General features: G+C 67.5%; 23 protein-coding genes and 1 other RNA gene. 9 read left to right on the forward strand and 15 right to left on the reverse strand.

Annotation, left to right across the window (positions count from 1 at the left end; translation table 11 throughout):
- Window positions 1-15 precede the first annotated feature (15 nt).
- Together J2W23_RS25900 and J2W23_RS25905 are read right to left on the reverse strand one after the other, a co-directional pair.
- Entirely contained in the window at window positions 16-1047 is a 1032-nt protein-coding gene (locus J2W23_RS25900; protein ID WP_307650784.1) for a patatin-like phospholipase family protein, read from the reverse strand.
- 140 nt (window positions 1048-1187) lie between these two features.
- Window positions 1188-1475 (reverse strand): hypothetical protein, encoded by a 288-nt coding sequence (locus J2W23_RS25905; protein ID WP_307650785.1) that lies wholly within the window; start codon window positions 1473-1475, stop codon window positions 1188-1190.
- 164 nt (window positions 1476-1639) lie between these two features.
- Here J2W23_RS25905 and J2W23_RS25910 point away from each other — a divergent pair, with 164 nt between their 5' ends.
- Window positions 1640-2074 (forward strand): hypothetical protein, encoded by a 435-nt coding sequence (locus J2W23_RS25910; RefSeq protein WP_307650786.1) that lies wholly within the window; start codon window positions 1640-1642, stop codon window positions 2072-2074.
- A 17-nt stretch (window positions 2075-2091) separates the two neighbouring features.
- On the opposite strand, the gene J2W23_RS25915 is transcribed toward J2W23_RS25910, so the two are convergent.
- Together J2W23_RS25915 and J2W23_RS25920 are read right to left on the reverse strand one after the other, a co-directional pair.
- Window positions 2092-2805 (reverse strand): hypothetical protein, encoded by a 714-nt coding sequence (locus J2W23_RS25915; RefSeq protein WP_176660121.1) that lies wholly within the window; start codon window positions 2803-2805, stop codon window positions 2092-2094.
- A 25-nt stretch (window positions 2806-2830) separates the two neighbouring features.
- On the reverse strand, window positions 2831-3862 hold the full coding sequence (locus J2W23_RS25920) for a saccharopine dehydrogenase family protein (protein ID WP_307650787.1): 1032 nt from the start codon (window positions 3860-3862) through the stop codon (window positions 2831-2833).
- A gap of 121 nt (window positions 3863-3983) precedes the next feature.
- Between J2W23_RS25920 and J2W23_RS25925 the strand changes: the two genes are divergently transcribed.
- On the forward strand, window positions 3984-4592 hold the full coding sequence (locus J2W23_RS25925; protein ID WP_307650788.1) for a TetR/AcrR family transcriptional regulator: 609 nt from the start codon (window positions 3984-3986) through the stop codon (window positions 4590-4592).
- Between the two features lie 13 nt (window positions 4593-4605).
- Here J2W23_RS25925 and J2W23_RS25930 read toward each other — a convergent pair whose 3' ends face one another.
- From J2W23_RS25930 to J2W23_RS25940, 3 genes are all read right to left on the reverse strand, one after another.
- The gene (locus J2W23_RS25930) at window positions 4606-4863 is read right to left on the reverse strand and encodes a hypothetical protein (protein WP_176660118.1); all 258 of its coding nucleotides are present in this window, start codon (window positions 4861-4863) and stop codon (window positions 4606-4608) included.
- Window positions 4864-4973: 110 nt separating this feature from the next.
- Window positions 4974-6233 (reverse strand): alpha/beta hydrolase family protein, encoded by a 1260-nt coding sequence (locus tag J2W23_RS25935; protein WP_307650789.1) that lies wholly within the window; start codon window positions 6231-6233, stop codon window positions 4974-4976.
- Window positions 6234-6284: 51 nt separating this feature from the next.
- Entirely contained in the window at window positions 6285-7487 is a 1203-nt protein-coding gene (locus J2W23_RS25940; protein WP_307650790.1) for an amidohydrolase family protein, read from the reverse strand.
- A gap of 135 nt (window positions 7488-7622) precedes the next feature.
- Here J2W23_RS25940 and J2W23_RS25945 point away from each other — a divergent pair, with 135 nt between their 5' ends.
- The 3 genes from J2W23_RS25945 to J2W23_RS25955 all read left to right on the forward strand — a co-directional run bounded on the left by J2W23_RS25945 (window position 7623) and on the right by J2W23_RS25955 (window position 11219).
- On the forward strand, window positions 7623-8537 hold the full coding sequence (locus tag J2W23_RS25945; protein ID WP_307650791.1) for a DMT family transporter: 915 nt from the start codon (window positions 7623-7625) through the stop codon (window positions 8535-8537).
- Window positions 8538-8670: 133 nt separating this feature from the next.
- Entirely contained in the window at window positions 8671-10119 is a 1449-nt protein-coding gene (locus J2W23_RS25950) for a hypothetical protein (protein ID WP_307650792.1), read from the forward strand.
- 269 nt (window positions 10120-10388) lie between these two features.
- A complete protein-coding gene (locus J2W23_RS25955; RefSeq protein ID WP_307650793.1) occupies window positions 10389-11219 on the forward strand; it encodes a TorF family putative porin in 831 nt (276 codons plus the stop codon).
- Between the two features lie 172 nt (window positions 11220-11391).
- Here the strand turns inward: J2W23_RS25955 and J2W23_RS25960 are convergent, their stop codons facing one another.
- A complete protein-coding gene (locus J2W23_RS25960) occupies window positions 11392-12417 on the reverse strand; it encodes a Bug family tripartite tricarboxylate transporter substrate binding protein (RefSeq protein ID WP_307650794.1) in 1026 nt (341 codons plus the stop codon).
- 130 nt (window positions 12418-12547) lie between these two features.
- Between J2W23_RS25960 and J2W23_RS25965 the strand changes: the two genes are divergently transcribed.
- The 3 genes from J2W23_RS25965 to J2W23_RS25975 all read left to right on the forward strand — a co-directional run bounded on the left by J2W23_RS25965 (window position 12548) and on the right by J2W23_RS25975 (window position 15650).
- The gene (locus J2W23_RS25965; protein WP_307650795.1) at window positions 12548-14251 is read left to right on the forward strand and encodes an MBL fold metallo-hydrolase; all 1704 of its coding nucleotides are present in this window, start codon (window positions 12548-12550) and stop codon (window positions 14249-14251) included.
- Window positions 14248-14970, forward strand: a complete 723-nt coding sequence (locus J2W23_RS25970; RefSeq protein WP_176660112.1) for an RNA pseudouridine synthase — start codon at window positions 14248-14250, stop codon at window positions 14968-14970. Before J2W23_RS25965 ends, J2W23_RS25970 begins: the two co-directional genes overlap by 4 nt.
- Window positions 14971-15077: 107 nt before the next feature.
- A complete protein-coding gene (locus J2W23_RS25975) occupies window positions 15078-15650 on the forward strand; it encodes a hypothetical protein (protein ID WP_307650796.1) in 573 nt (190 codons plus the stop codon).
- Window positions 15651-15660: 10 nt separating this feature from the next.
- Here J2W23_RS25975 and J2W23_RS25980 read toward each other — a convergent pair whose 3' ends face one another.
- From J2W23_RS25980 to rnpB, 7 genes are all read right to left on the reverse strand, one after another.
- Entirely contained in the window at window positions 15661-16878 is a 1218-nt protein-coding gene (locus tag J2W23_RS25980) for a multidrug effflux MFS transporter (protein WP_307650797.1), read from the reverse strand.
- Window positions 16875-18347, reverse strand: a complete 1473-nt coding sequence (locus tag J2W23_RS25985; protein ID WP_373423987.1) for an efflux transporter outer membrane subunit — start codon at window positions 18345-18347, stop codon at window positions 16875-16877. The genes J2W23_RS25980 and J2W23_RS25985 overlap by 4 nt, the downstream gene beginning before the upstream one ends.
- 5 nt (window positions 18348-18352) lie before the next feature.
- Complete coding sequence (locus tag J2W23_RS25990) at window positions 18353-19264, reverse strand: efflux RND transporter periplasmic adaptor subunit (RefSeq protein ID WP_307650799.1); 912 nt, start codon at window positions 19262-19264, stop codon at window positions 18353-18355.
- A 13-nt stretch (window positions 19265-19277) separates the two neighbouring features.
- Window positions 19278-19484: a DUF1656 domain-containing protein gene (locus J2W23_RS25995; protein ID WP_013539373.1), complete on the reverse strand. Its 207-nt coding sequence runs from the start codon at window positions 19482-19484 to the stop codon at window positions 19278-19280.
- The gene (locus J2W23_RS26000; protein ID WP_307650800.1) at window positions 19481-21595 is read right to left on the reverse strand and encodes an FUSC family protein; all 2115 of its coding nucleotides are present in this window, start codon (window positions 21593-21595) and stop codon (window positions 19481-19483) included. The genes J2W23_RS25995 and J2W23_RS26000 overlap by 4 nt, the downstream gene beginning before the upstream one ends.
- Window positions 21596-22039 carry a MarR family winged helix-turn-helix transcriptional regulator gene (locus J2W23_RS26005; protein ID WP_307650920.1) on the reverse strand — a complete coding sequence of 148 codons (444 nt, stop codon included), beginning with the start codon at window positions 22037-22039 and terminating at the stop codon, window positions 21596-21598.
- A gap of 168 nt (window positions 22040-22207) precedes the next feature.
- An RNA gene (gene rnpB, locus J2W23_RS26010) (RNase P RNA component class A) lies at window positions 22208-22567 on the reverse strand.
- A gap of 84 nt (window positions 22568-22651) precedes the next feature.
- Here rnpB and cysK point away from each other — a divergent pair.
- Window positions 22652-23572: a cysteine synthase A gene (cysK, locus tag J2W23_RS26015; RefSeq protein WP_176660106.1), complete on the forward strand. Its 921-nt coding sequence runs from the start codon at window positions 22652-22654 to the stop codon at window positions 23570-23572.
- Window positions 23573-23644 lie beyond the last annotated feature (72 nt).

The raw sequence follows: 23644 nt of genomic DNA on the forward strand, positions 1-23644 counted from the left end.
GCGGCGAAACAGCGCTCAGGCGCGCGCGGCGCTGCGCGGGGCGTCACCCAGGATGGGGTCGTCGACGACGATGCTGGTCCTCCAGTAGGCCTTGATCAATGCCTCCGCCTTGGAGGTGTCCGCGGCCCAGCCCTTGTCCTGCAGCAGCTGGATGGCCTCGGGGTACGTCGTGTTCTCCGGAATGAAGAAGGGCAGCGACGGGTTGAGGTTGACGTAGCGATCACCCAGCAGGAATCCGGCCAGCGTCGGCATGAGGTTGCAGGAGGTTCCGTTCAGGCACATGTCCAGGATGGGCCCGGGCGTGGACTGGTTCATGAGGAACGGCGGCGTGTTGTTGAACGGGTTGCCGTCGCCCGTCATCCACTGGTTGGCGCCCCACTTGTGGGTGTCGCTCGCAATCCAGTCGTACATGAGGCCGGTGCCGATGGTGATGGCCGTGATGTCCTCCAGCTTGTGCCCTGCCTGCACGGCCAGCGCGATGGCCGCCACCGTCGGATCGTGGTTCAGGAAAGCACCGTCGACATTGCCTTCGTAGGAGCCCAACTGCCCCGGCATCGCGCCGCTGGAAGTGGCGGCCTTGGCGATGAGCACGTCGCCCATGCCCGGCGCCATGTTCGTGTACATGATCGGCGTCCAGGGCGTGGGCGTCACGACGCCGTCGGCCGAGGTGGCAAGGCCGCCGACATTGAAGGTCACGAAAAGCACCTTGCGTTCGAGGTCGGAGACTTTCGTGCCCGGATGCAGCGCGATCTGAGAGCCGAACACTTCGTCGATGTCGTACGCGGGCGTGTTCGGGTCGGTGTTCATCTTGTCGTAGAACTTGATCTCGCCGGTCTTGAAGAATTCGGCGAGTTCCTTGGCAGTCTTTCCGGCAAGAAGTTCGCTCGTGATGATCGACCCTGTCGAGCACCCTGCGATCAGATCGGTCTCATCCACGATGCCGGGAAATTTCTCCTGCAGTTTCTGCAGGATCGTGACCGACATGAGTCCGCGTATGCCGCCTCCGACGAACGAGAGGATGGTGAATTTTTTTCCAGGCTCTGCCATGACCAGCTCCTTTCAAATCATTGAATTCCCCGGGTTGGGGAAGCGGAGTCTCTGCTTGCGGCCCGTGCATCGTCTACGCGTGGAATCCCGTTCAATCCATCGGCGTAATTCCGAACGCCGCGCAAGATATCGGTGCCCTCTCATGCATCGCATGCGGATTCATGCAGTGCTTCAAGCGCAGTCCTTAGTTCCCTTTCTTGCGCGGATGAGAGCGATTGCACGAGCTTGCGGAACTCGGCCCGGTAGCAAGGAAGCATCAGGGCGGCGGTGAGTGCATGAACACCACCGCCGCATGCGATGTGCGCGTGGCATGCGGCAATGTTGCGATGGATGCCGAGGGCGCATTCGACAAGCGCGGTCTGCATCAGGTCGCTGTCGTGCTCGTGCTCGTGTTCGTCGTTGCTCGTGGTGTGTGTCGTGCGTGTCATTGCGTGCTCCTCGTGGCGCACTGCAATCGCGCCGCGAGACAACTCTATGCACGCGGGCGCGCCGCGGGGAGTAACAACATCGTCGTGAATCGGACCCGACCGCCAGACGGCGAGCAAGCTGCCATGCGGGGACAATCGGGGGCTCCTTGAAAATGAATGCATCCATGCCGACCGAACCTCGCACCCCTCCTCCTTCACCGACGGAACAGCCGGCCGATGCGTCCACCCCCGCGCCTCACGTGCCTCAGGCGCGCGCCGCACAGAGCGCGGGCAAGGCCCGGCGCCTGCGCACCGAAGCCGAGAAGCTGGAGGCCTTTTGCGTCGTCGTGCGCGCGGCTTCCTCCGCGGCGGACCATGCGGCGTTTGCGGAGGTGAGCCGTGCGGCATCGAAGGCGCTGCAGGCCAAGTTCGGCGGCGGAACGATCACTTCGGTGTTCGCATGGCTCACCAGCAGCGCGGGAAAAGATGCGCTGGACAGCGTTCTTGCAGGCGAGGTCGAGTTGACGGGGTCGCTCTCCGTCGAGCAGATCGTCGAGGCGGTGGCACTGGCGCAGAAAGCGGAGTTGCTGCGCGCCACACAAGGCCAAGACCAAGGCTGAGGTTTCTGCTTCTTCGCTCAGCCGGCCGCGCGCCAGCGGCCGGACTCGGGGCACACACTGGCCCGCGCGCCGTCGAGCCAGACCTGCTCGTCATTCAATTGCGATGCGGTCGAGGGGTCGATGTCGAACGCGATGCGCAACGCGCGCGCCACATCGGCGTTGTCGATGGGAAGCTCCCACGTGAGAAACAGCTGGCTGCAATCGCGCCCCGCTGCAAAGTCTTCTGCATCGAACCCGCTGGCGCCGCGGCGGATCACCGCATGCGGTTGGGCGGTGTCGAACATCAGCACGGTGCCCCTGGCCAGCGGAATGCGATGGCCGGTGCCGGGAAAGTGCACGTCGAGCCCCTTGTCCTCGCTCACGAAGAGATTGCAGAAAGCGGCGCTGCCGTACTGTTCGCCGTCGTGGTGGTAGCGCGCGCCGCGGCAGGCCATGAGTGCGATGTCGCTCGACGCCAGCACACCCTTCAGGCCGAGCGCCTGCGTCCACTCGCTCATCGCCTGCACGCAGCGCTTGTGGTCGGGCCAGCGCATGCGCGCGCGTGCCAGCGGCAAGGGCTCGACGTCGCCGGGCTCGAGGAAGAGGGTTTCGGCGATGTCGCGTTCCCAATCGGCCATGAGCCGCGCGGGCGGCTGCGGCACATCGACCGTGCCCGACAGCACGATGTCGCTCACGCTGCGGCTGCGCAGCGCGGTGCTGTTCCAGAAGTAGGAGGTGAGGCGATGGCTCATCGGGGAGCCAGTGTAGTGATCGCCTCTACCGGACTTGAAAAGACAGGAGCTCGGGGCCGAGCGACGCGAGGAAGTCGCGCGCATCGAAGGCCTCGCCGGCAGTCAGCACACCGGGTGTGTGGACCTTCCCGCCGACAACGCGGGCCAACGCCTCGACCACCAGCGGCGCGGTGAACGCATAGATGTCCCGCCCGCTCGCGATGGCCCTGCGCTCTTCGCCGCCGCGGCGCGCGATCACCTCGACCATGAAGGTCTGCGACGACCGGCCGCTCGCGTCGCTGGCGGTCGGCGCCTTGTGGCCCGGATCGGTCAGGTCCTTGACGGCGGCGAGCGTCATGTACGAACGGATCTCGGGCACCTGGATGTGGCGCGAGATGGTCACGGTGTCGGCCATGGTGAATTCGGAGACGGCCTGCTGCCTGCCCACGGGCGCGGGGAATTCCCATTCGACGACCGGCGCGGTGTTCGTCGTGTACGCGATCTTTCCGTTTGCGAAGACGACGCGGCGGCCATCGCGGCGCTGCCGGGAGACCTGGCCGGCGACGAGCGTGCCGGCCGTCGGATGCCAGCTGTCGAGGCCATACGCAATGGAAATGTCGTCGGCCGATGTCCAGTCGCCCATGGCCGCGGTCGCGAGCAGGTCGCCCAGCCCGCCGTAGAACGCCATCGCGTGCACGACGACGACGCCGGCCTCGCGTGCGCGGTCGGCGTACAGCGCGAAGGTGTCGATGTTGGCCTCGACTTCGGCGGCAACGTCGAGGTACGGAATGCGTGCGCGCAACGCTGCTTCGATCACCGGTCCGGCCGTGCTGGCGAAGGGGCCCGCGCAGTTGATGACTGCCGCTGCGCCCTTGAGTGCGCGGTCGAGCGAAGCGGGTTCGTCGATCGATGCGGGGCGCACTGCGAGGCCGGAGTGATCGGTCGCGAGCGTGTCGAGCTTGCCGGCATCGCGCCCGGAAAGAACCGGCGTCCAGCCGCGGCGGCGCAGTTCGGAAACGACGAAGCGCCCGGTGTGGCCATACGCGCCATAGACGACCACCGATCGATTGGATTGCATTGCGGATTCCCTCCAGTGGGAGCCATCCGCGGCAAAACGCTACAGATCTGTACTCCTCTGGATCGAGCTTAGAGTACAGATCTGTAGCGTGTCAAGGTAGACTGGCGAAATGAACAAACGCATGGCCACCGCCACCACCGAAGCAGCCGGCGCCGAACGCGGCACCTCCGTCGCACGGGCGCGCATTCTCGAGACGGCGGCATCGCTGTTCTATCGGGAGGGCGTGAGGGCCGTCGGCGTCGACCTGGTGGTCGAGCGGTCAGGCGTCGCGAAGACCAGCCTTTACCGGCACTTCGCGACCAAGGACGATCTGGTCGTGGCGTTTCTCGAGCAGGAAGACGCCGAATACTGGCGCGATTGGGAAACGGTGGCCGAGAAGGCAAAAGGCGACGCGCTGGCCGAGCTGGAGGCGCACATCCGCTGGATCGCCAATCACATCCTCAAGCCGACCTACCGCGGCTGCCCGTTTCTCAACGTGGCCACGGAGTTTCCAGATGCGGCGCACCCTGCGCGTGCCATCACCACGCGGCACAAGCTCGAATTGCACCGCCGGCTCGCCGCACTGGCAAAGCAGGCGGGCATTCGCAAGCCCGCGGAGCTGGCGGACCAGCTGGGATTGCTTTTCGACGGGGCCTACATGAACGGGCACCTGACGGGCAAGAAGGGGCCCGTGAGGTCGTTCGTTCCGGCCGGGCTTGCGCTGCTGCGTCTTGCGCAGGAACAGGAATAGCGCGCGGCTTTTTTCAGCCCGCGTTCTTCAGCGATTGCTTGGCCTTGTCGGCCGAGCTCTTCGCGCGGTTCTTGTGATAGCCCGACTTGACGTTGTTCACTGCCTTGCCGACAGGGCCGCTCTTCTTGGCCTTGCTGTCGGCCTGCTTCTCGTCGATCTTGTGCTGCGCGGCATCGGTCGCCTCGGAGGCAGCCTTGCCGATCTGCGCGTTGGCCGTGCCGGCCGCAAGCAGGGTGAGCGAGGTGGCGAGTGCAATCAGGGTCTTGTTCATCGGGTGTCCTCCAAATGTTGAATCGGAGTCGATGGTTGCACCGCTGTCAGTAGCGGCGTGTCAGCGAGCGCCGCGCATGCACTGGGGGCCGGGCCCCACAATGCGGCCGATCAACGGAGCGCGCCCAGGTACGAATCCACAGCCGTGCCCCACAGGCGTTGAACAGTGTAGGTGCCGTGGCCGTCCATCCCCTTGGGTGGCAGGAGAACGTCGAAGGTGCCTTTTCCACCCGCCGACTGGAATACCTTGAAGTTGGCCTTGCTGTGCGCGATGGGGTAGTACGGATCGTCTTCGCCGTACAGCCAGAGCGTCGGCTGCGGAAAGGCCGCTGCGCGCTTGAACAGTTCACCGTTTATCTTGGCCGCATCGGGGCAGCCCGCACCGATCCAGCCGCCGACGAAGTTGATCGCGCCCACCACCTCTTGCGGATGAAGGCCCGCATAGGTGGTTGCGAGAATGCCGCCGCGCGACACGCCACCGATCACGATGCGCTTGGCGTCCACGTCGCTGCGCTGTCGGATGTGTGCCATGGCCACCTGGAGGTCCGCCAGCGCGTGCTCGGCGCCGGGCAGCGACAACGCGGCCTTGCATGAATAGCGCGAGCGGTCCGCCTCGAAACCCTCGTCGTACAGGCCATCCGAACGGCCCCGCCCCCGGCGCTGCGGATAGATGACCTGCCAGCCGCGCGCGACGAAGAACGCACTCACCTCGGGGCTGGCCCAGGTCAGCTTGAACCATTCCGGGCGATTGCCCATGCCTGTCGAGCCATGGTTCATGACAAGCGTGGGAAAAGGCCCATCGCCTTCGGGGCGGTGGATGACCATCTCGAGCTTCACGGGCTTGCCGTTCTCCGTGAACGGCGTGTCCAGCCATTCGACGCGCCGCACGTACGCGGGCGGGCGGCGCGACAGCACGCCCATGGACAGCAGTTGGGTTTCGGGCCGCCAGATGCCGAGCTCCATGTCGCCGTCCTTGCGCAGACGCAGCACCAGCTTGGCGCCGGTCTTGAGCATGACCTGGAGTTCGTCGTTCTCGAAGCGGCCGGGCGCTTCGTCGACCACGGTCTGCAGCGGGCTTGCGCCCACGTAGGTCACGGTCGCGCCGGTGGCGGTGAGATCGCGGATGGAGAGCTTGATGTCGCAGCCCGCCGTGCGGCACGCCCATCCGCGCCAGATGCCGCTCCATTGCGCGACCTCGGCTGGCGCGGTGGTGTCTTCCTTCAACGCAGCCACTTGCGGCGGCAGCTCGGCGGCCACGGAGCTTTCGGAGACGGCGCGCGGCAGGTCGCCGATGTAGCTGGGCCATGGGGTCTGCGCCGATGCGGCCATGCAGACGCCGAGCAGAAACGCGCCGAAAAGACTTGGCTTCAAGAGAACTCCCTCCAATTTTTGGATGACCGAGACACGCGCCTTCGCGAGCCCCTACAACGATGCTATCCCGGCCTCCAGCGCGCCATTGCGCGCCACGATGCGCCCACCCGCCACCACCAGCTTTCGCACCGGACGCGACACCACCGCATGCGCCACGGTCTGCGCATCGACCAGCACCAGATCCGCGCGGTTGCCCGGCACGAGGCCGTAGGCCTCGAAGCCGCAGCCGCGCGCGCCCGAATGGGTGACGGTGTCGAGCGCCACTTCGACCTCGTCGTCGCGGCGCAGGTTGTAGCGCAGGCCGATGAGCATCGCGCGCTCGAGCATGTCGGGGTTGCCGTAGGGCGTCCACGCGTCGCGAATGCCGTCGTTGCCGCCGACCACGGTCACGCCCGCCTGCCGGCAGGCCATGAGCGGCGGCACGCTGCGGGACGGCGGCGCACTGGTGACGAGCACCACGCCCAGCTTCGCCATGCGCGCGAGCAGCGTCTCGCGCTCGCGTTCGGCCACGTCGCCGAGGCAGAAGCCGTGGCTCACAGCGACCTTGCCCTGCATGCCCAGCGCCTCGGTGCGCTGCAGGATGAGGTCGAGCGAGAACGCGCCCATGGCGCCCGGCTCGTGCAGGTGGATGTCGATGGGCCGCTGGTGTTTGTCTGCGATGCCGAAGAGCACGTCGAGCGACTTCACCGGATCGCCATCGATGGCAGAGGGGTCGAGGCCGCCGAGCACGTCGGCGCCGAGCGCGAGCGATTGGTCGAGCAGTTCGGCGGTGCCGGGGCGACGCAGCAGGCCCGATTGCGGGAACGCGACGACCTGGATCTGCTGCAACTCGCGCAGCGCCTCGCGCGTGCGCAGCGTGCCTTCGAGATGCCGCAGACCCGCCTGGGTATCGACATCGACATGCGTGCGAAGCCGCGTGGTGCCGAGGGCGAGAAAGGCCTTGGCGAGCACGAGCGACTGCGCGGCGGCATCGTGCCCGCTCGCATGGCGAAAGGCGCGCTCGTTCTCGATCTTGTCGATGAGGTTGGCGCCGACCTCGTTGCGATACCAGTCCATGCCCCACATCGTCTTGTCGAGATGGGTGTGGCCTTCGACGAGGCCGGGGAGCAGCAAGGCGCTGCCGCCCTCTTCCACGGTTGCGTCGGTGGGGGCGGTGAGTGCCGCGCCGATGCCTGCGATGCGGCCGTCGCGCACCAGCAGGTCGACGGGGGAAGCGCCCATCGGGCGAACGTTGCGGATCAATAGCGTGGGCATGGTTCTTCTTTGAAAAACATCGGGCGGATCGTCGTCGGCAGCGTACCCAGATTCGGTCGCGTGGTCATCATCACCGCACACGATTCGTTCCAGGCCGAAGTGTTCGCGCCCTCCGCTCGCGATGATCGGCGCACCATGCACACGACCACGCTCGATACAGCCGCCAAGCCCCGACCCCATCTCGCCGTCGAATGGACACTGCTCGCGGTGCTCGCGACCTGCTGGGGTGCCTCGTACACCTTCATCAAGATCGGCGTCGAGACGCTGCCGCCCATCACGCTGATCGCGGCACGCACGCTGATCGCCGGCCTGCTGCTGCTCGCGGTGCTGCGCATGCGCGGCGTGAAGCTGCCGACCAGGCCCGCGATGTGGGGCCGCTTCGCGCTGCAGGCCTGCCTGAACAGCGTGCTGCCATTCACGCTCATCGCATGGGCCGAGCGCAGCGTCGATGCCGGGCTCGCGACCATTCTCAACTCCACATCGCCGATCTTCATCTTCCTGCTGGGCCTCGGCATGGGCGGCGCGGAGAAGCCCACGCTGCGCCGGCTGTTCGGCGTGGGCGCGGGGTTGGCGGGCATCTGCCTCATCGTCGGCTTCGAGGCGCTGCATGGGCTCGGGCATTCGCTGCTCGCGCAGATCGGCCTTATGACGGCCGCCGTCTGCTACGGCTGCGCCGCGATGTTCGGCCGCGTGTTCAAGGGGCTGGACCCGATGGTGCCGGCGGCAGGCTCGCTGTTGAGCGGCGCGGCGATGCTGCTGCCCGCGAGCATCGCGATCGACAGGCCATGGACGCTGTCGCCTTCGGCCGCATCGGTGATGGCGGTGCTGGCGTTGGCCGTGGTTTCGACCGCCCTTGCCTTCACCATCTACTTCCGCCTGATCAAGACGCTGGGGCCGATGTCCACCGCCGCGCAGGCCTACCTGCGCGTGCCCATCGGCGTTGCGATCGGCGTGGTGTTTCTCGGCGAAGCGCTCTCGCCCACCGCGTGGATCGGGCTCGCGTGCATCGTGGCGGGCGTGGTCGCGATGACGATGCCCGGGCGTCGCTGATCGGCACCTCTGCTCGAATGCAACATCGTTGCATTTTGCAGAAGCACCGGGCACCGTGTTATTGGCACAGATGTTGCAAATAAATGCCCTGCACTTGTTGTGCTTCATTAACAACATTCAGGGAGTTGCCTACATGGCTCATCAACACAAGGTTGATTCGGAAGAACCGTCTGTGCAAGGAACACGGCGGCGTTCATTGCTGAGGGCAGGCCTGGCGCTGCCTCTCGGGTCCACCGCCTTGCTGGTCGCATGCGGCGGTGGGAGCAACGGAGGCGGACTGTCGTTCGCCCCCGTGGCCTCCGAGCCACCGTCCACGCCGACTTCAGGGACCGCGCCTCCTGCCCCCGCCCCCGCCCCCGTTGTGGTGGAAACCCCACCGGTCAATCCCCCGCCACCCAAGCCCGTGGAAAAGGCGGTGAAGAACATACGTGTTCTCAACTTCCAGACCCCCACCTACACGCAACCCGAAGGCCAACGCCTGAAGAGCGAAGACATCAAGACCTATACGCAGCGAGCCCTGCAAGCCAAGTTCGCGCTGCTTCGCGACGCCTTGACGGCAGGCCTCCCAAAGCAGAGCGCGCCAACCGATCTTTGCTACTTTGTGGTGCCGGAGTTTTTCTGGAATGTGAACTGGGATGCGGTACAGAACGAGGACGACATCAAGGTCTTCTCGACGACTTGTGTCATCGAGGTACAGAAGCACGTGCGCGCCTTGATCGCGCTGTTCCCGCAGGAGCAGTACGGCAAGCTGGCACTGCTGCCGGGGACGGCACAGGTGCTGATGAAGCAGATCGTCGGCGCTCCCCCTGCACCCCCACCTGCCGGCAAGGCGGTTGCCGACAAAGATCTGCCACCGTATGAAGCGCTCAACTACGTTCTGGTGATCGACAACTTCAGCAAGGCCAATCCAGATGGCAGCCGGCCTATCTCGATGTGGCCCAAGCGCAATGTATCGGGGATCGACTTCGATACGTATGGCAGGACGACCGTCATGAGAGATAGTCGAAAGTATTGGAAAGTCCGACTGGGGCCTCTCAACATCCTCGTACTGCAGAAATCCACGACGACGGCCGCGTCTCATGCGGACGGAAAGGAGATCAAGGGCTTCGACAACGACCCCCTCGGCGGCGTGCCTTTCGGTGTGGACGTGTGCCTCGACTATGCATTGGCATACACGGAGCAGCAGTACCTCCGGATGTCGCAGATCGAAGACACGAACTACATCATCGACTTCCTGATCGCGTGCGGCATGACTGCCGACCCGTCGAAGCACAAGTATTTGCCCTCGGTGCAATACATCGTTCGCAACGATGGCATGAACGCGACTTACCCACCACCCTACGAGTCGTTCAGCACCTACGGGACCTGCGAGATCTTCAAGCTCTCCGCACCGGAGGACAAGGAAGGCATCGCCCTGAGGCCCGTCAATGTGATGGTTCCCCAGACTCAGGTTGCCAGCCCGGGCCCGAACAGCATCCTCTTTGACTCCTACTTCGACGTTCATCCGCTGGGGCAGTACCCGATCACCAACCTTCCCACGGACCCGTTGCCCTCTCCGTTCACGCCGCCCGTGTCTGCCTGAGCAGCGCGCACCATCCACGGTCTTTGCAGCAGCAGCCCTGCCATCAGCAGGCCGGCTGCTGCGAAATCCCGCGCGTGTAACGAGGCTCTGCCCGAAGGTCGATCCGACCGTCGCCATCACGGGGAGCACCGAGAAGCCGGGTCGAACGGCCACGGCCCGAAACGACATGTGCGCTCAAAACTTTTGCGCCGAAGCCTTCATTTTTTACACGGCTTTTAGACGCCTCCTCCTACGCTGCCGGCTCCTCTATCCGTTAGCGATTTCTCTCGATGAAACACCTTCTCCGCATCGCCCTGCCGGTGCTCGTTCTTCCCACCCTCGCCGGCCTGCCGATGCTCGCGAGCGCGCAGCTCACCGGCAACGTCGCGCTCACCAGCAACTACAAGTTCCGCGGGCAGGACCAGGACATGCTGGGCCGCAACGACTACGCCAAGACCAGCGGCTTCAAGCCCGCCATCCAGGGTGGCCTGGATTACGCATTCGGCGAAAGCGGCTTCTACGTGGGCAACTGGAATTCGAGCGTCAACTGGCTCAAGGGCAACAGCCTGGAGAGCGATTTCTATGGCGGCTACAAATTCAAGGCCGGCCCGCTCGACATGGACGTGGGTGCGCTCACCTACGTCTACCCCGGCAACTCCTCGGGCAACACGACCGAGCTCTACGGCAGCGCGGGCTACACGAATGAAGCGATCGGCTCCTTCACGCTGAAGTACTCGCACACGGTGTCGAAGGACTACTTCGGCTACGCGGGCAACAAGGCCGGCTCGGGCCTGAAGGGCACCAACACCGGCTACCTGAACCTGGCCTACAGCAAGGAGATCGCGCCCAAGCTCACGCTGAAGGCGGCCGTGGGCTACACGAACATGTCGAGCGACATCCGCAGCCTGGGCTACAGGAACTACGTCGACTACAACGTGGGCGCCTCGTACGACTTCGGCAACGGCCTCTCGCTCGCGGGCTCGGTGCAGGGCGCGAACAAGAAGAGCGCGTACACCTCGGTCAGCAACCCCGGCGTGGACTTCGGCTTCGGCACTTTCGGCCGCGAAACCTATTCGCCGAACAAGGCGCGCTTCATCGTCACGTTGACGAAGACGCTGTAGCTCTCAAGGTCAGAGCACCCGTTGATCGCTGCACACCCACCGCGTGCCCAAGTGCGCAGGGCGTCGGGTGCTCCCCGCAGCGAAATCAAGGAGGAGGCCGAAGGCCGGGGGACATTCGCGGAGGGGAGCACCCGGCGCCCTGCGCACCCGCCCCGAATGCATCACGCGCCAATCAGTCGATGCTGATGTTGGCAGCCTTCGCCACCTCCGCCCACTTCACGCGGTTCTCGTGCACCGTCTTCTTGAACTGCGCAGGCGACTCGATGCGGATGGTGTTCCCCTGCGCCTCGAACTTCTCGCGAATATCCGGCTGCTCGAGCACCGCCTTCACCGCCGCATTGAGCTTGTTCACGATCTGCGGGTCCGTGCCCTTGGGCGCGAAGATGCCGAACCAGATCGAGCTGTCGAAACCCTTGGTGCCCGGCACGCCGCTGGAAGCGATGGTCGGCACTTCCTTCACCGCCGCCACCGGCGCTGCGGTGGTCACGCCCAGCAAACGCACCTTGCCCGCCTTGTAGTGCGGCAGCACCGTCTGCACCTGGTTCATGATGCAGCAGGTCTCGCCGCGCACCACCGAGGTGATGGCCTCCGGCCCGCCCTTGTAGGGCACGTGCACCATGTTGAGCCCGAGGCGCGAGTTGAATTCGGCAAACGCCATGTGCGTGCCTGCCCCGTTGCCCGTGGACGCATAGTTGTACTTGCCGGGGTTGGCCTTGACGAGGTCGACAAACTCCTTCAGCGTCTTCACGTCGATCACGCTCGAATTGATGGTGAGCACGTTCGATACGTCGAGCACCGGCGCCACCGGCACGAAGTCGGCCTCCACGTCGAAGGGCAGCTTCTTGTAGAGCGCGGCATTGCTGCCATGCGTGGCCGCGGTGCCGAACGAGAGCGTGTAGCCATCGGGCTTCGAATGCGCCACGTACTCGCTCGCGATGTTGCCGGCTGCGCCCGAGCGGTAATCGATGATGACCGGGCGGCCCAGCTGCTTTGCGAGCGGCTCCTGGATGGTGCGGGCGACCACGTCGACGCCCGAGCCGGCCGGAAAGCCCATGATCAGCGTGACGGGCTGCTGCGGCCAATCGTGCTGGGCGAAAGCGGCCGGGGCCGCGACGGCACAGAGGGCCGCGGCCAGCCGCAGCGAGCGGCGTGAGACCAGGGAGAAGAGAGAGAGCGGAGAGGATGGAGAATGGGCCATGACTGTCTTTCTGCGAGGCTGACGGTGCAGAGTGTGCAAAAGCGGATTGTGGCGCGCGGCTCATGCCCGTTTCCCCATGAGCTTATGCACGTGCCGCACGCGCATCGCACCCGCTCCCCATAATCACCCCATGGTCCGCTTCTCCCAATTGATCCACCCCGCACGCGAGCCCGCGCCCGTGCGCGCCGCCGCCACCGTGCTGCTGCTGCGCGACACGCCCGCCGGCATCGAGGTGCTGATGACCCGCCGCTCGGCCACCGCGAGCTTTGCGCCCGGCGCCTATGTTTTCCCCGGCGGCCACATCGACGCGGCCGACGAAGCCGCCAAGCGCATCGCCACCCGCCGCCCCACCCAGAGCCGCGCACAACGCACCCAGGCCATCGCGGCGATTCGCGAGGCTTTTGAAGAACTGGGCGTGCTGCTCGCGCACCACGCCGACGGCCGACCGGTCAGCGCCGAAGACATCGCCGCCATGGACCGCGGCGCCACCGCAGGCACCGCTTTCGCCGACCAGTGCGCGGCACGCGGGCTGGTGCTGGCGTCGGACCAGGTGTTCACCTTCGCGCACTGGATCACCGACCGCGACCTGCCCAAGCGCTTCGATGTGCCATTTCTCGTCGCGCGCATGCCCGAGGGCCAGGTGCCCACCGCCGACGAGAGCGAGCAGTTCGAGCCCTGCTGGGTGCGTCCCGCCGATGCGCTCGCGCGCCACGCGGCGGGCAACTTCTTCATGATCTTCCCGACCGTGCGCACGCTGCAGCGCATGGCGGCCTATGCAACGGTCGATGCGGTGCTCGCGGCCTGTGCGCCCGGCGGCAATGGCGGAACCGCCGAAGGGCCCCTGTGGACCAGTTGCCCGCGTGCAGGCTTCCTCAAGGGCGAGGACGTGCGCTACATGGAAAGCGATTCGCCCTACGGCGAGCTCGCGCTGGTCTGCCCCGACGGCCAGCTCGTGCACGCCCTCGACTGGCAGAGCGAGCAGCCGGTGGCGCTTCTGAAGAACGTGCAGCGCCTCACCGCGCCCAACCCGAGCGCCATGACCGGCCCGGGCACCAACACCTACATCGTGGGCGACGCCGCCACCGGCTACCTGGTGATCGACCCGGGCCCGAACGACTTCGACCACATCGGCCGCCTCTGGCGCATCACGCACGGCGACATCCGCATGATCGTCTGCACGCATTCGCATGCCGACCACTCGCCGGGCGCCGCACCGCTGCAGGCGCTGTGCAAGGCAAGCAAGCCGCCGATCCTCGGCCTGCCCTCGGCGCCGACCGCGCGCGCCACGGCGCGCTTCACGCCCGAGCGCTCGCTGATCAACGGCGAGCGCCTCGCGCTCTCGGGCACCACCGCCGAGGGCGAGCCCATCACCCACACGCTGCGCGTGATCCACACCCCCGGCCACGCGGCCAACCACCTGTGCCTGGTGCTCGAAGAAGACGGCCTGCTCTTCTCCGGCGACCACATCCTGAACGGCAGCACGACGGTGGTCGACCCGCCCGATGGCGACATGACGGCCTACCTCGATTCGCTCGACACGCTGGACGAGGCATGCGCCGCGGGCTTGGTCGAATTCATCCTGCCGGCCCATGGCTACGTGATCGGCTTCGCGCGCACCGCCATCGCGCAGCTGAAGGCGCACCGCCTCAAGCGCGAGGCCAAGATCGCCGCGGCCATGCACGAGCTGCCCGAAGGCACGCCCGAGCAATGGCTGCCGATCGCCTACGACGACGTGCCCGAGCGCATGTGGCCGGTGGCCGCGCGTTCCCTGGCCGCGCATGTGGCGCGCATCCAGCAACTGCAGCAGCAACAACGACAGACGGGCGCCCGATGAAGAACAACGCACCCGAAGACGAAGGCATCCGCCTCGCCAAGCGCGTGGCCGCCCTCGCGGGCGTGTCGCGGCGCGAGGCCGAACTGCTGATCGAGAACGGCGCGGTGCGCGTCGATGGCGTGCCCGCCCTGCTGCCGCAGTCGCGCGTGCAGGCGCACCAGCAGGTCGAGATCGAGGCCGGCGCCAAGCCCGAACCGGTGGTGCCCGTCACGATGCTGCTCTACAAGCCGGCCGGCATGCCGACCGACAACGCGCACAAGCTGCTGGTGGCCGCGAACCACCACGAGCCCGAACGCGCGGGCCAGAAATTCCTGCCCGCCCACGTGAAGGGGCAGCACTGCATGACGCCGCTGGAGACCGGCGCCAGCGGCCTCGTGGCCTATACGCAGGAGTTCCGCATCGAGCGCAAGCTGCAGGAAGACGCGGGCATCCTCGAACACGAGGTGATGGTCGACGTGGCCGGCCCGGTGAGCCCCGAGGTGCTTGCGCGCTTCGAGCGTTCGCCCGCGCGCGTGAGCATCGGCCGGCAGGCCGAGGACGGCAAGCAGACGGGCCTGCGCTTCGCGCTCAAGGGCGCGCGGCCGGGGCAGATCGCGCACCTGTGCGACCAGATGGGCCTGACCATCGTCGCGATGCGGCGCATCCGCATCGGGCGCGTGCCGCTCGCGGGGTTGCAGCCCGGCCAATGGCGCTACCTGGCGCCGCACGAACGCTTTTGATCTCGAAGCAAGAGAAAGAAGAGAAAAACGACGCGCCGCCTGCCTCGTGCTTGCGGCCTGAAATTTTCAGCAAGCGGCCCCGCGCCGCCGACAGGGAGACCGAAGCCATGACATTCAGGAAGAACACAACCACGGCCGCCGCACTGGCCTCCATCGCGCCCGTTGCACTGCTTGCAGGTTGCAGTTTTCTCGCCTCGCTGCAGCCGGCGCCCGAACCCGTCGCGGCAGCCGCGCCGCCCGCCCCGCCGCCCGCGGTGGTGTCGAAAGACGGGCTCGCACCGATCACTGGCGAGCAGGTCGAGCGCATCCGCGAAGCCATCGGCGGCAAGACGCCCAGCCCGAGCGTGGCCAAGGTGGTGCGCGGCGCGGCGCCGACCATCGAATCGTTCGTGCGGACCGAAGGCTGCATCACCGAGCGCAACGGCGCGGTGCTCAACCCCTTCGCGGCGCCGGGCCGGCTGTTCGACGGCACGGGCTTCCAGGGCGGTCCGATGGCGCAGATGCAGTACCACGACAAGACGGCCTGCGTGACCGTCAAGCGCATCCAGAACTGGAAGATGGTGTCGCCCAGGCTGCTGCGCTTCGAGGTGGTCTATGTGGGCGACGACGGCGAGGAGCAATCGATCCGCCGCCATGAGCTGATGCGCCAGCCCAAGGGCGGCTGGCTGTTCACGCGCTGAGCGTTGTTCTTCAGCCCGCGGCCGCGGTCGCCAGCTTCCCCTGGTGGCGCAGCGCCACCGCGAACGACAGCTGCGCCACGATGCCCGCCCCGGCCAGCACGATGGCCGCGGCCAGCGCCGGATTCCGGTGGCCCATGCCGGCCAGCGCCGTGCACAGCGCGCCCACCGCCATCTGCGTCGAACCATAGAGGCCCGAGGCCGAACCGATCACCTGAGGATTGACGCTGATCGCCTGCGTCAGCGCCGCCGGCGAAGCCATGCCCGCGCCGACGGTGAAGAGGAACATGGTGCCCACCGCCAGCGCCACCGACAGGTGCCCCGACAGCACGCCGCCCAGCAGCACGAAGGCCGCGAGCACGCTGAGCGCATTGGAGCGGATCATGAGGCGGTCCACGCGCACGCGCTGGATCAGGTGGCTCGTGAGGAAGCTGCCGAGCCACACGCCCGACACCAGGATCGCGAGGTAGATGCCCGCCTCGTGCGCCGGCCGGTGCAGCTGGTCCACGAAGATGAACGGCGCGGATGCGATGAAGGCATACATCGACGTGGTCGCGCAGCCGCCGCCGATGGAGAAGCCGAGGAACGCGGGCGAGTGCAGCAGCTGGCCGTAGTTGCGCGCGAGCGCCGATGCATCGAGCCGCGCGCCCGGCGTGCCGGTCTCGGGCAGCAGGCGCCAGGTGAAGAGCAGGCCGACGATGCCCAGCGCGAAGAGCGTGTAGAAGATCGAACGCCAGCCGAGCGCGGTGGCGAGCGCGCCGCCGACCAGCGGCGCGATGCTCGGGCCGACCGTGACCATCAGGTTCATCAGCGCGAGGCGGCGCGTGGCCTCTTGCGGCCCGGCCGTGTCGCGCACGATGCTGCGGCCCAGCACGAGGCCCGCGCAGCCGCCGATGGCCTGGAAGAGCCGCGCCGTGATGAGCGCATGCACATCCGGCGCGAGCGCGGCGACGAGCCCCGCCGCCGAGTAGAGGCCGAGCCCGAACAGCAGCACGGGGCGCCGGCCGAAGCGGTCGGCCATCGGGCCGTACAGCAACTGCCCCACCGCGAGGCCGAAGATGTAGAGGCTCACCGTCATCTGCATCGCGCCCATGCCAGCGCCCAGGTTCTTCGCGGCGATCGGCAAGGCGGGCACGAAGATGTGCATCGCCAGCGTGCCGCTGAAGGTGACCAGCGCGAGCAGCCACAGCGGCGCGTGCGGCCGTGCCGTGGGCGCTTCGGTCGAGGTCATTGCTTCACGGTCGTCGTGTTCTTGCCGAATGCGACGGGGGCGGATTGTTCATCGGGCTCCCAGCCGCCGCCGAGCGCCATGAACAGCACCACCTGGTCGTCGGCCAGTTGCGCTTCGCTGGCCGCCAGGGCGGCGTCGCTTGCAGCGAGCGAGCGCTCGGCATCGAGCGCGTCGAGGTACGCGGTGCGGCCGTTCTTGTAGAGCTGGCGCGCCTGCGCCGCGACCTTCGCGCTCTCGTCGCGCGAGGCCTGCAATGCGGCGCGGCGGTCGAGTTCGCGGGCGTAGGCGCCGAGTGCGGTTTCGGTTTCGCGCAGCGCGGTGAGCACGGTGCCGTCGAACTTGGCGAGCGCGCCGCGGGTGCTGGCCTCGGCCTCGGCGATGCGGGCCTGCGCGATGCCGGTGTTGGGAATGGTCCAGGAGATCAGCGGGCCCATGCTCCAACTCATCGTGTCCTTGCGGCCGAAGTCGGCCGCCGGGCCGGCCGATGAAGCCGAGAGGCCGAGCGTGACCTTCGGATAGAGATCGGCCGTGGCCACGCCGATGCGCGCGGTCGAGGCCGCGAGGCTGCGTTCGGCCTGGCGGATGTCGGGGCGGCGGCGCAGCAGAGCCGCGCCATCGCCCACGGGCAGTGTGCCGGCCACGCGCGGGGGCACCGTGCAGTCGGCCACCTCGCGCGGAAAGTCCTGCGGCAGTGCACCGGTCAGCGTGGCGAGGCGGTAGAGCGCGCCCTGGCGCTCGGCCTTCAGCGGGGGCACGGTGGCGTTCAACTGCTGCAGTTGCGCACGCGCGCGGCCCGTGTCGATGGCGCCGGCACGGCCTGCGCGTTGCAGGCGGTCGGTGACGTTCACCGCGTCTTGCTGCAGGGCAATCGACTTCTCTGCGATCTGCAGGCGCAGGCCCGTCGAACAGGCCTCGGCGTAGGCGCGGGCGGTGCCGGCGGCGACGTTCACGCGCACGAGGTCGAGCGCCGCCGCGGCCGCTTCGGTACTGGCGCCGGCCGCTTCGATGCTGCGGCGGATCTGGCCGAACAGGTCGACCTGGTAGGACAGCGATGCACCCGCGCTGTAGTTGAAGCGGCTGGGCGGCTCGTAGCCCTTCTGCAGCAGCGAGAGGCCCGAGACATGGCCGAACGACGGCCCCCCACTCACGCCCAACGCGGGGCGCTCGGCGCCGGCCACTTCGGACGCGATGGCGCGTTCGCGTTCGAGGTTGGCCACGGCCTGGCGCAGGTCGGTGTTGTGCGCGAGGGCTTGCGTGACGAGCTTGTCGAGCAGCGGGTCGTGGTACAGGCGCCACCAGTGCGGTGGCAGCGGCGCCGAGTTCGCGGGTGCTTCGGCAAAGGGCTTTGCCGCAGCGGGTTGGCTGGCGAGCGCATCGGCGGGCTGCTTGTAGTCGGGGCCGACCGCCGCGCACGCGGCGAGCCCGGCGGCTGCCACCAATGAGGCCATGCGAAAAGCGAAGCGGGTCATGTGGATCATCCCTTCTTCGGGGCGGCCGCGCCGTGCTCCAGCACCTGCACGGTCACGGTCTGTCCAGCCACGAGCCGCGCGCCTTCGGGCAGCGGATCGAGTTTCACGCGCACCGGAATGCGCTGCGCGAGCCGCACCCAGTTGAAGGTCGGGTTCACGCTGGGCAGCAGGTTCGCGCTGGTGGAGCGGTCGCGGTCGGCAATGCCGGCGGCCACGCTGTCGACCGCGCCCTCGAGCACCGCGCCGCCGCCCATCGGCGTGACGCGCACGCGGTCGCCCAGATGGATGCGCGGCAGCTTCGTCTCTTCGAAATAGCCTTCGACGTAGAACGACTGCGCATCGACCAGCGCGAGCACCGGCCGGCCCGCCGCGGCATAGCTGCCCTGGCGCAGGTCCAGGTTGGTGACGAGGCCATCGGCCGGTGCGCGCACCTGGGCGCGCTGCAGGTTGAGGCGCGCGGAATCGAGCGCCACCTCGGCCTGCGCGACGGCGGCCTGCATCTGCTCGACGCGCGAGCGGGTCTGTTCGCGTGCCTCCTTGGAGACGAGTTCGTCCAGGCCCGCGTTGCGCGCGTTCTCGCGCTGCACCTGCGCGCTCGCGGCGCGTTGTGCCGACAGAGCGGCCTGCGCCTGGCGCACGGCGAGGTCGTAGCGGGCGCGGTCCACCTCGAAGAGGAGCGTGCCTGCGGCGACCGGTTGGTTGTCCTGGATCGGCACCGCCGTGACGAGGCCGGACACGTCGGGCGCTATCTGGACCACGTTGGCGCGCACGCGGCCGTCGCGGGTCCACGGCGCGAGCTCGTAGTGGTCCCAGAGCCGGAAGCCGGCCCAGACGGCCGCGGCCACCACGGCCAGGGTGAGGAGGACGCGCAGCAGGCGCTGTATCCGGGAGTTGTCTGAAGAAGAACTGGCTGTCATGGGAATCTCTTCGTCATTGAAGGTGTGAGGTGAGGCGGCTCAGCGCATAAAGCAGCAGCAGGTAGAGCGCCATGTCGAACAGCGCCGGGTGCCACACCCAGCGATAGAGGCCGGTGGCCGCGAGCAGGCGGCGCACACCCCAGAGCGCGAGCAGCGCGCCGGCGGCGAGCACCATGAGCCATGGCAGGTAGAGGCCGTAGAAACTGGCTTCGCCGATCATGTGGAGGCTCCTTGGGAAACGACGGCTGTCAGCGAAGGCGGCGCGTCGGGGAACAGGTTGCGGCGCAGGCCCACCAGCGCGGTGACGGCGGCGCGCGATGCCGAAGAGGTGTCGCGCGCGGCGAGCACCGCATGGAGCGCGTCGTCGATCTGCGGCAGCAGAGCTTGCGGCCGGGGGGTCATGCGGCCTTCGCCGCGCTGGCGGAAGAAACGCGAGATGCCGTCCAGCAGCGCGGCCGAAGTGGCCAGCGGCAACTGCGCGCGCACGCGCTGCAGCACCGCGATGTCGGCGCCCATGCGCAGGTCGCGCAGCGCGTCGTTGGCAGCCACGCCTTCGACCGTGCCGCCGGCTTGTGCGATGCGCGGCGCGAGCAGGCCGATGCGGTCGAGCATGCGGACCGCGTAGGCGTCGCCATGCGCGTATTGCGGCTGCGAAGAAGCAGCCATCTCGCCGAGTTCGCGCCAGGTCGCGCGCTGGATGCGGCGCGCGCTCCAGTCGGCGCCCACCGAGCGCACGAGGCGCGTGACGCGGGCCGCGACCAGCACGCCGACGATCTGGCCGATCATGCTGTTGATGAAGCTCACGAGGTCGGCACTGGCGGTGTCGTGCAGCGCGAGCGTGCCGGCCACGCCGAAGATCATCGCCATCGCGGGCATGAAGTGCGTCGGCCGCGGCAGGTAGAGGCCCAGCACCAGGAAGAGCGGCGCGCAGATCGCGACCAGCATGCCGAAGTCCTGCACCGTGGGCATGAGCACCAGCACATAGACGGCGGAGATCGGAATGGACCACAGCGTCCACTTCAGGAAGCCATGGATCGCCGGCACCGGATCGTCCATGGTCGCGAAGAAGCAGCAGAAGACGGCGGCCATCATGGTGGCGGCCGAGCCCATGGGCCAGCCGGTGAGGATCCAGAACGCACCACACAGGCAGATGGCAATGACGGCGGCGAGCGCGGAGAGCAGCGCCATGCCGTAGTCGCGGTGCAGCGCGCGATTGCCGAGGGCGGCGGTGCGGCGCAAGGGGGCGGCGCCCTGGAGGCCTTCGTCGATGTCCAGGCGCAGCTGGGCGCAGGCGGTCCAGCCGTCGACGAGTTCTTCGAGGCGGCCGGCAAGGCCGATGCGCAGGGCGCGGCCCCAGGCGGTGGGTTGTGCGCCGGTGTCGGCTTGCGGTGCATCGCTCATTGCGGCGATGGCATGGCGCAGGGCCTGCAGGCGCTCGGCGCGCGGGGTGTTGTCGCCCGCGGGTTCGGCTTCTGCGCGCAGCCATTGCGCGGCCTTCGCAAGCACCGAGGCCACATCGGGGGCGAGCACGCCTTCAGCCTGTTCGAGTGCGAGCAGCCGGTCTTCAACGGCCGAGAGCGCGGGCGTGAGCGCGGCGACGCGGTCCTGCATCGTGCGGATCGCGCCGGCCGTCCAGCGCAGGTGCGTGGTATCGAAGGGCACGTGGGTGGAGAGCAGGCGCAGTTGCGTGATGTCGCCCGCGAGGCGGCGGCGGTCGGCATCGAGGCGCTTGGGGTCGGCGTCGCTCTTGCGGCCGGTCGGCTGCAGCAGGTCGCCGAGCCACTTGCGCGCGTCCTGCAGCGTGCGGTCGAGCAGGCCGAGCACGGTGGGCGCGAGGCCGGTGGGCAGCACGAGGCTGTGAACCAACGTGGCGCAGAGGATGCCGAGGCCGATCTCCTCGACGCGCGCCACGGCGGTGTCGAACAGCACCAGCGGCGTCTGCACCGACGGAAAGCCGATCAGCGCGGCCGTGTAGCCCGCGAGCATGAAGACGTACGAGCGCGGCGTGCGGTCGAAAAGCGAGATGCACAGGCACAAGCCCACCCACAGCGCGAGCACCAGCGTCAGCAACTCGGGCGCATTCGAAAGCGCGGGCACCAGCAGCACCGTCGCCGTGCTGCCGATCAGCGTGCCGACGAAACGGTACACCGCCTTGGAGCGCACCGCGCCGGCCAGCGGATGGGCCACGATGTAGGTGGTCATGAGGGCCCAGAACGGACGCGGCAGGCCGGCGCGGCTGGCCAGGTACATCGCAAGCATCGCGGCGGCGAAGCTCTTGCCCGAAAACAGAAGCTCCGCGCGGCTGAAGCGCGGCAGGCGGAGCGTGGTCATTTACTTGCGTCCTTCCTGCGTCGCCACGGCGTTGCGACCGAGCCGCTCCTCGAGCATGCCGAAGACGCGCAGGCAGGCGGCAATGTCCTCGTCGGCGATGCCTTCGAACAGCGTGCCGCGCATCTCGCTCAAGGCGGCTTCGATGGTCGCGCAAGCGGTCACGCCTGTGGGTGTGAGGTGCAGCGTCTTGGCGCGGCGGTCGGCCGGGTCTTCGAGGCGTTGAACGAGGCCCGCCTCGACCAGTTGATCGACGGAGCGAACCAGCGACGGTCCCTCGATGCCCAGCACCGAGGCAAGCATGCCCTGCCGGATGCCGTCGCCCATGCGGCCGATCATCACGATCGGCCAGGCCAGCGTCTGCGACACGCCGACGTGGGCCACCGCCTTGTCGGCCGCGGCACGGTAGGAGCGCTGCAGCGTGGACAGCGACATGCCAAGGTGCATGAGCGCGTGTTCGCGGGTCTGGGTGGTTTTGGAGGCAGTCACGTCGGATAGCAATTAGTTAGCTTGCTATCTATTATACGGGTAACTACTGATCCATGCAGCGGCAACGCTGGCGCCCGCCTCGGGCGCCGGAAAACCGGGAAAAGAAAAACGGGGAAAAGAAGAAAAGTGTGAAGCCCGCCGATAAGCCGGATTCTGTGCACCGAAGGCCTCTTGCGAAGCCCTCGGCGTGACCGCCATTACTCTGGGCCGTTTGTCGCCAAACGGCTCGATGCCACCTACCCGCCAGCTCAGCGGAACCACCTCGATACTGGCCTACTTGGTGTTGCTGCGCGCAGAGATTGCCCGTTTCACCCGAACTCAATCGGCTCGTCTCTGTTGCTCTGATCCTCACCTCACGGTGGAGAGTCGTTAACTCCTGCGCTGTCCTGTGCAGTCCGGACGTTCCTCCAGTGCGGTCTTTCGACACGATGCCCGAAGGCAGAGCGTCCCTTTCGGGCTTGCACCAGCGGCGGTCTGGCGTGCTTCACCGCTCGATTATCGCCCGGCGCGCAGCGCGCTGGTCTCACAATGCGCGCTGTCCGTCGACAAACCGCATCCAAGGAGATTTCCATGAAGGCCCAGAACATCCTCCAGACCATCGGCAACACGCCGCACATCCGCATCAACCGCCTGTTCGGCAACGCGAAGCAACAGGTGTGGATCAAGTCCGAGCGCGCCAACCCCGGCGGCTCGATCAAGGACCGCATTGCGCTCTCGATGGTGGAAGACGCCGAGAAGTCCGGCGCGCTCAAGCCCGGCGGCACCATCGTCGAGCCCACCTCGGGCAATACCGGCATCGGCCTCGCAATGGTCGCTGCCGTCAAGGGCTACAAGCTGATCCTGGTGATGCCCGACAGCATGTCGCTCGAGCGCCGCCGCCTGATGCTGGCCTACGGCGCCACCTTCGACCTCACGCCGCGCGCCGGCGGCATGAAGGCTTCCATCGCCCGCGCCGAGGAAATCGTGGCCGGCACGCCCGGCGCGTGGATGCCGCAGCAGTTCAACAACCCGGCCAACGTCGAGGTGCACGTGCGCACCACGGCCGAGGAAATCGCGGCGGACTTTCCCGACGGCATCGACGTGATCATCACCGGCGTGGGCACGGGCGGCCACATCACCGGCGTGGCACGGGTGCTCAAGAAGAAGTGGCCGAAGCTCCAGGTGTTCGCGGTGGAGCCGGTGGCTTCGCCCGTCATTTCGGGCGGTGCGCCGTCGCCGCACCCGATCCAGGGCATCGGCGCGGGCTTCATCCCGAAGAACCTGGACACCTCGCTGCTCGACGGCGTGCTGCAGGTCGATGCCGAACCCGCCCGCGAAATGGCCCGCCGCTGCGCGCAGGAAGAAGGCATCCTCGTGGGCATCTCCTCGGGCGCCACGCTCGCGGCCATTGCGCAGAAGCTGCCGTCGCTGGCGCCCGATGCGGTGGTGCTGGGGTTCAACTACGACACGGGCGAGCGCTACCTCTCCGTCGAGGGCTTCCTCCCCGCCTGATCCAGCTATCTCTTTCATAGCGCCTCGGCGCGTAAAATGCGCGGCCTGCTTGATAAACACAAGCCCCACGCC

The sequence above is a fragment of the Variovorax boronicumulans genome, assembly GCF_030812215.1.
Lineage (GTDB): Bacteria > Pseudomonadota > Gammaproteobacteria > Burkholderiales > Burkholderiaceae_C > Variovorax > Variovorax boronicumulans_C.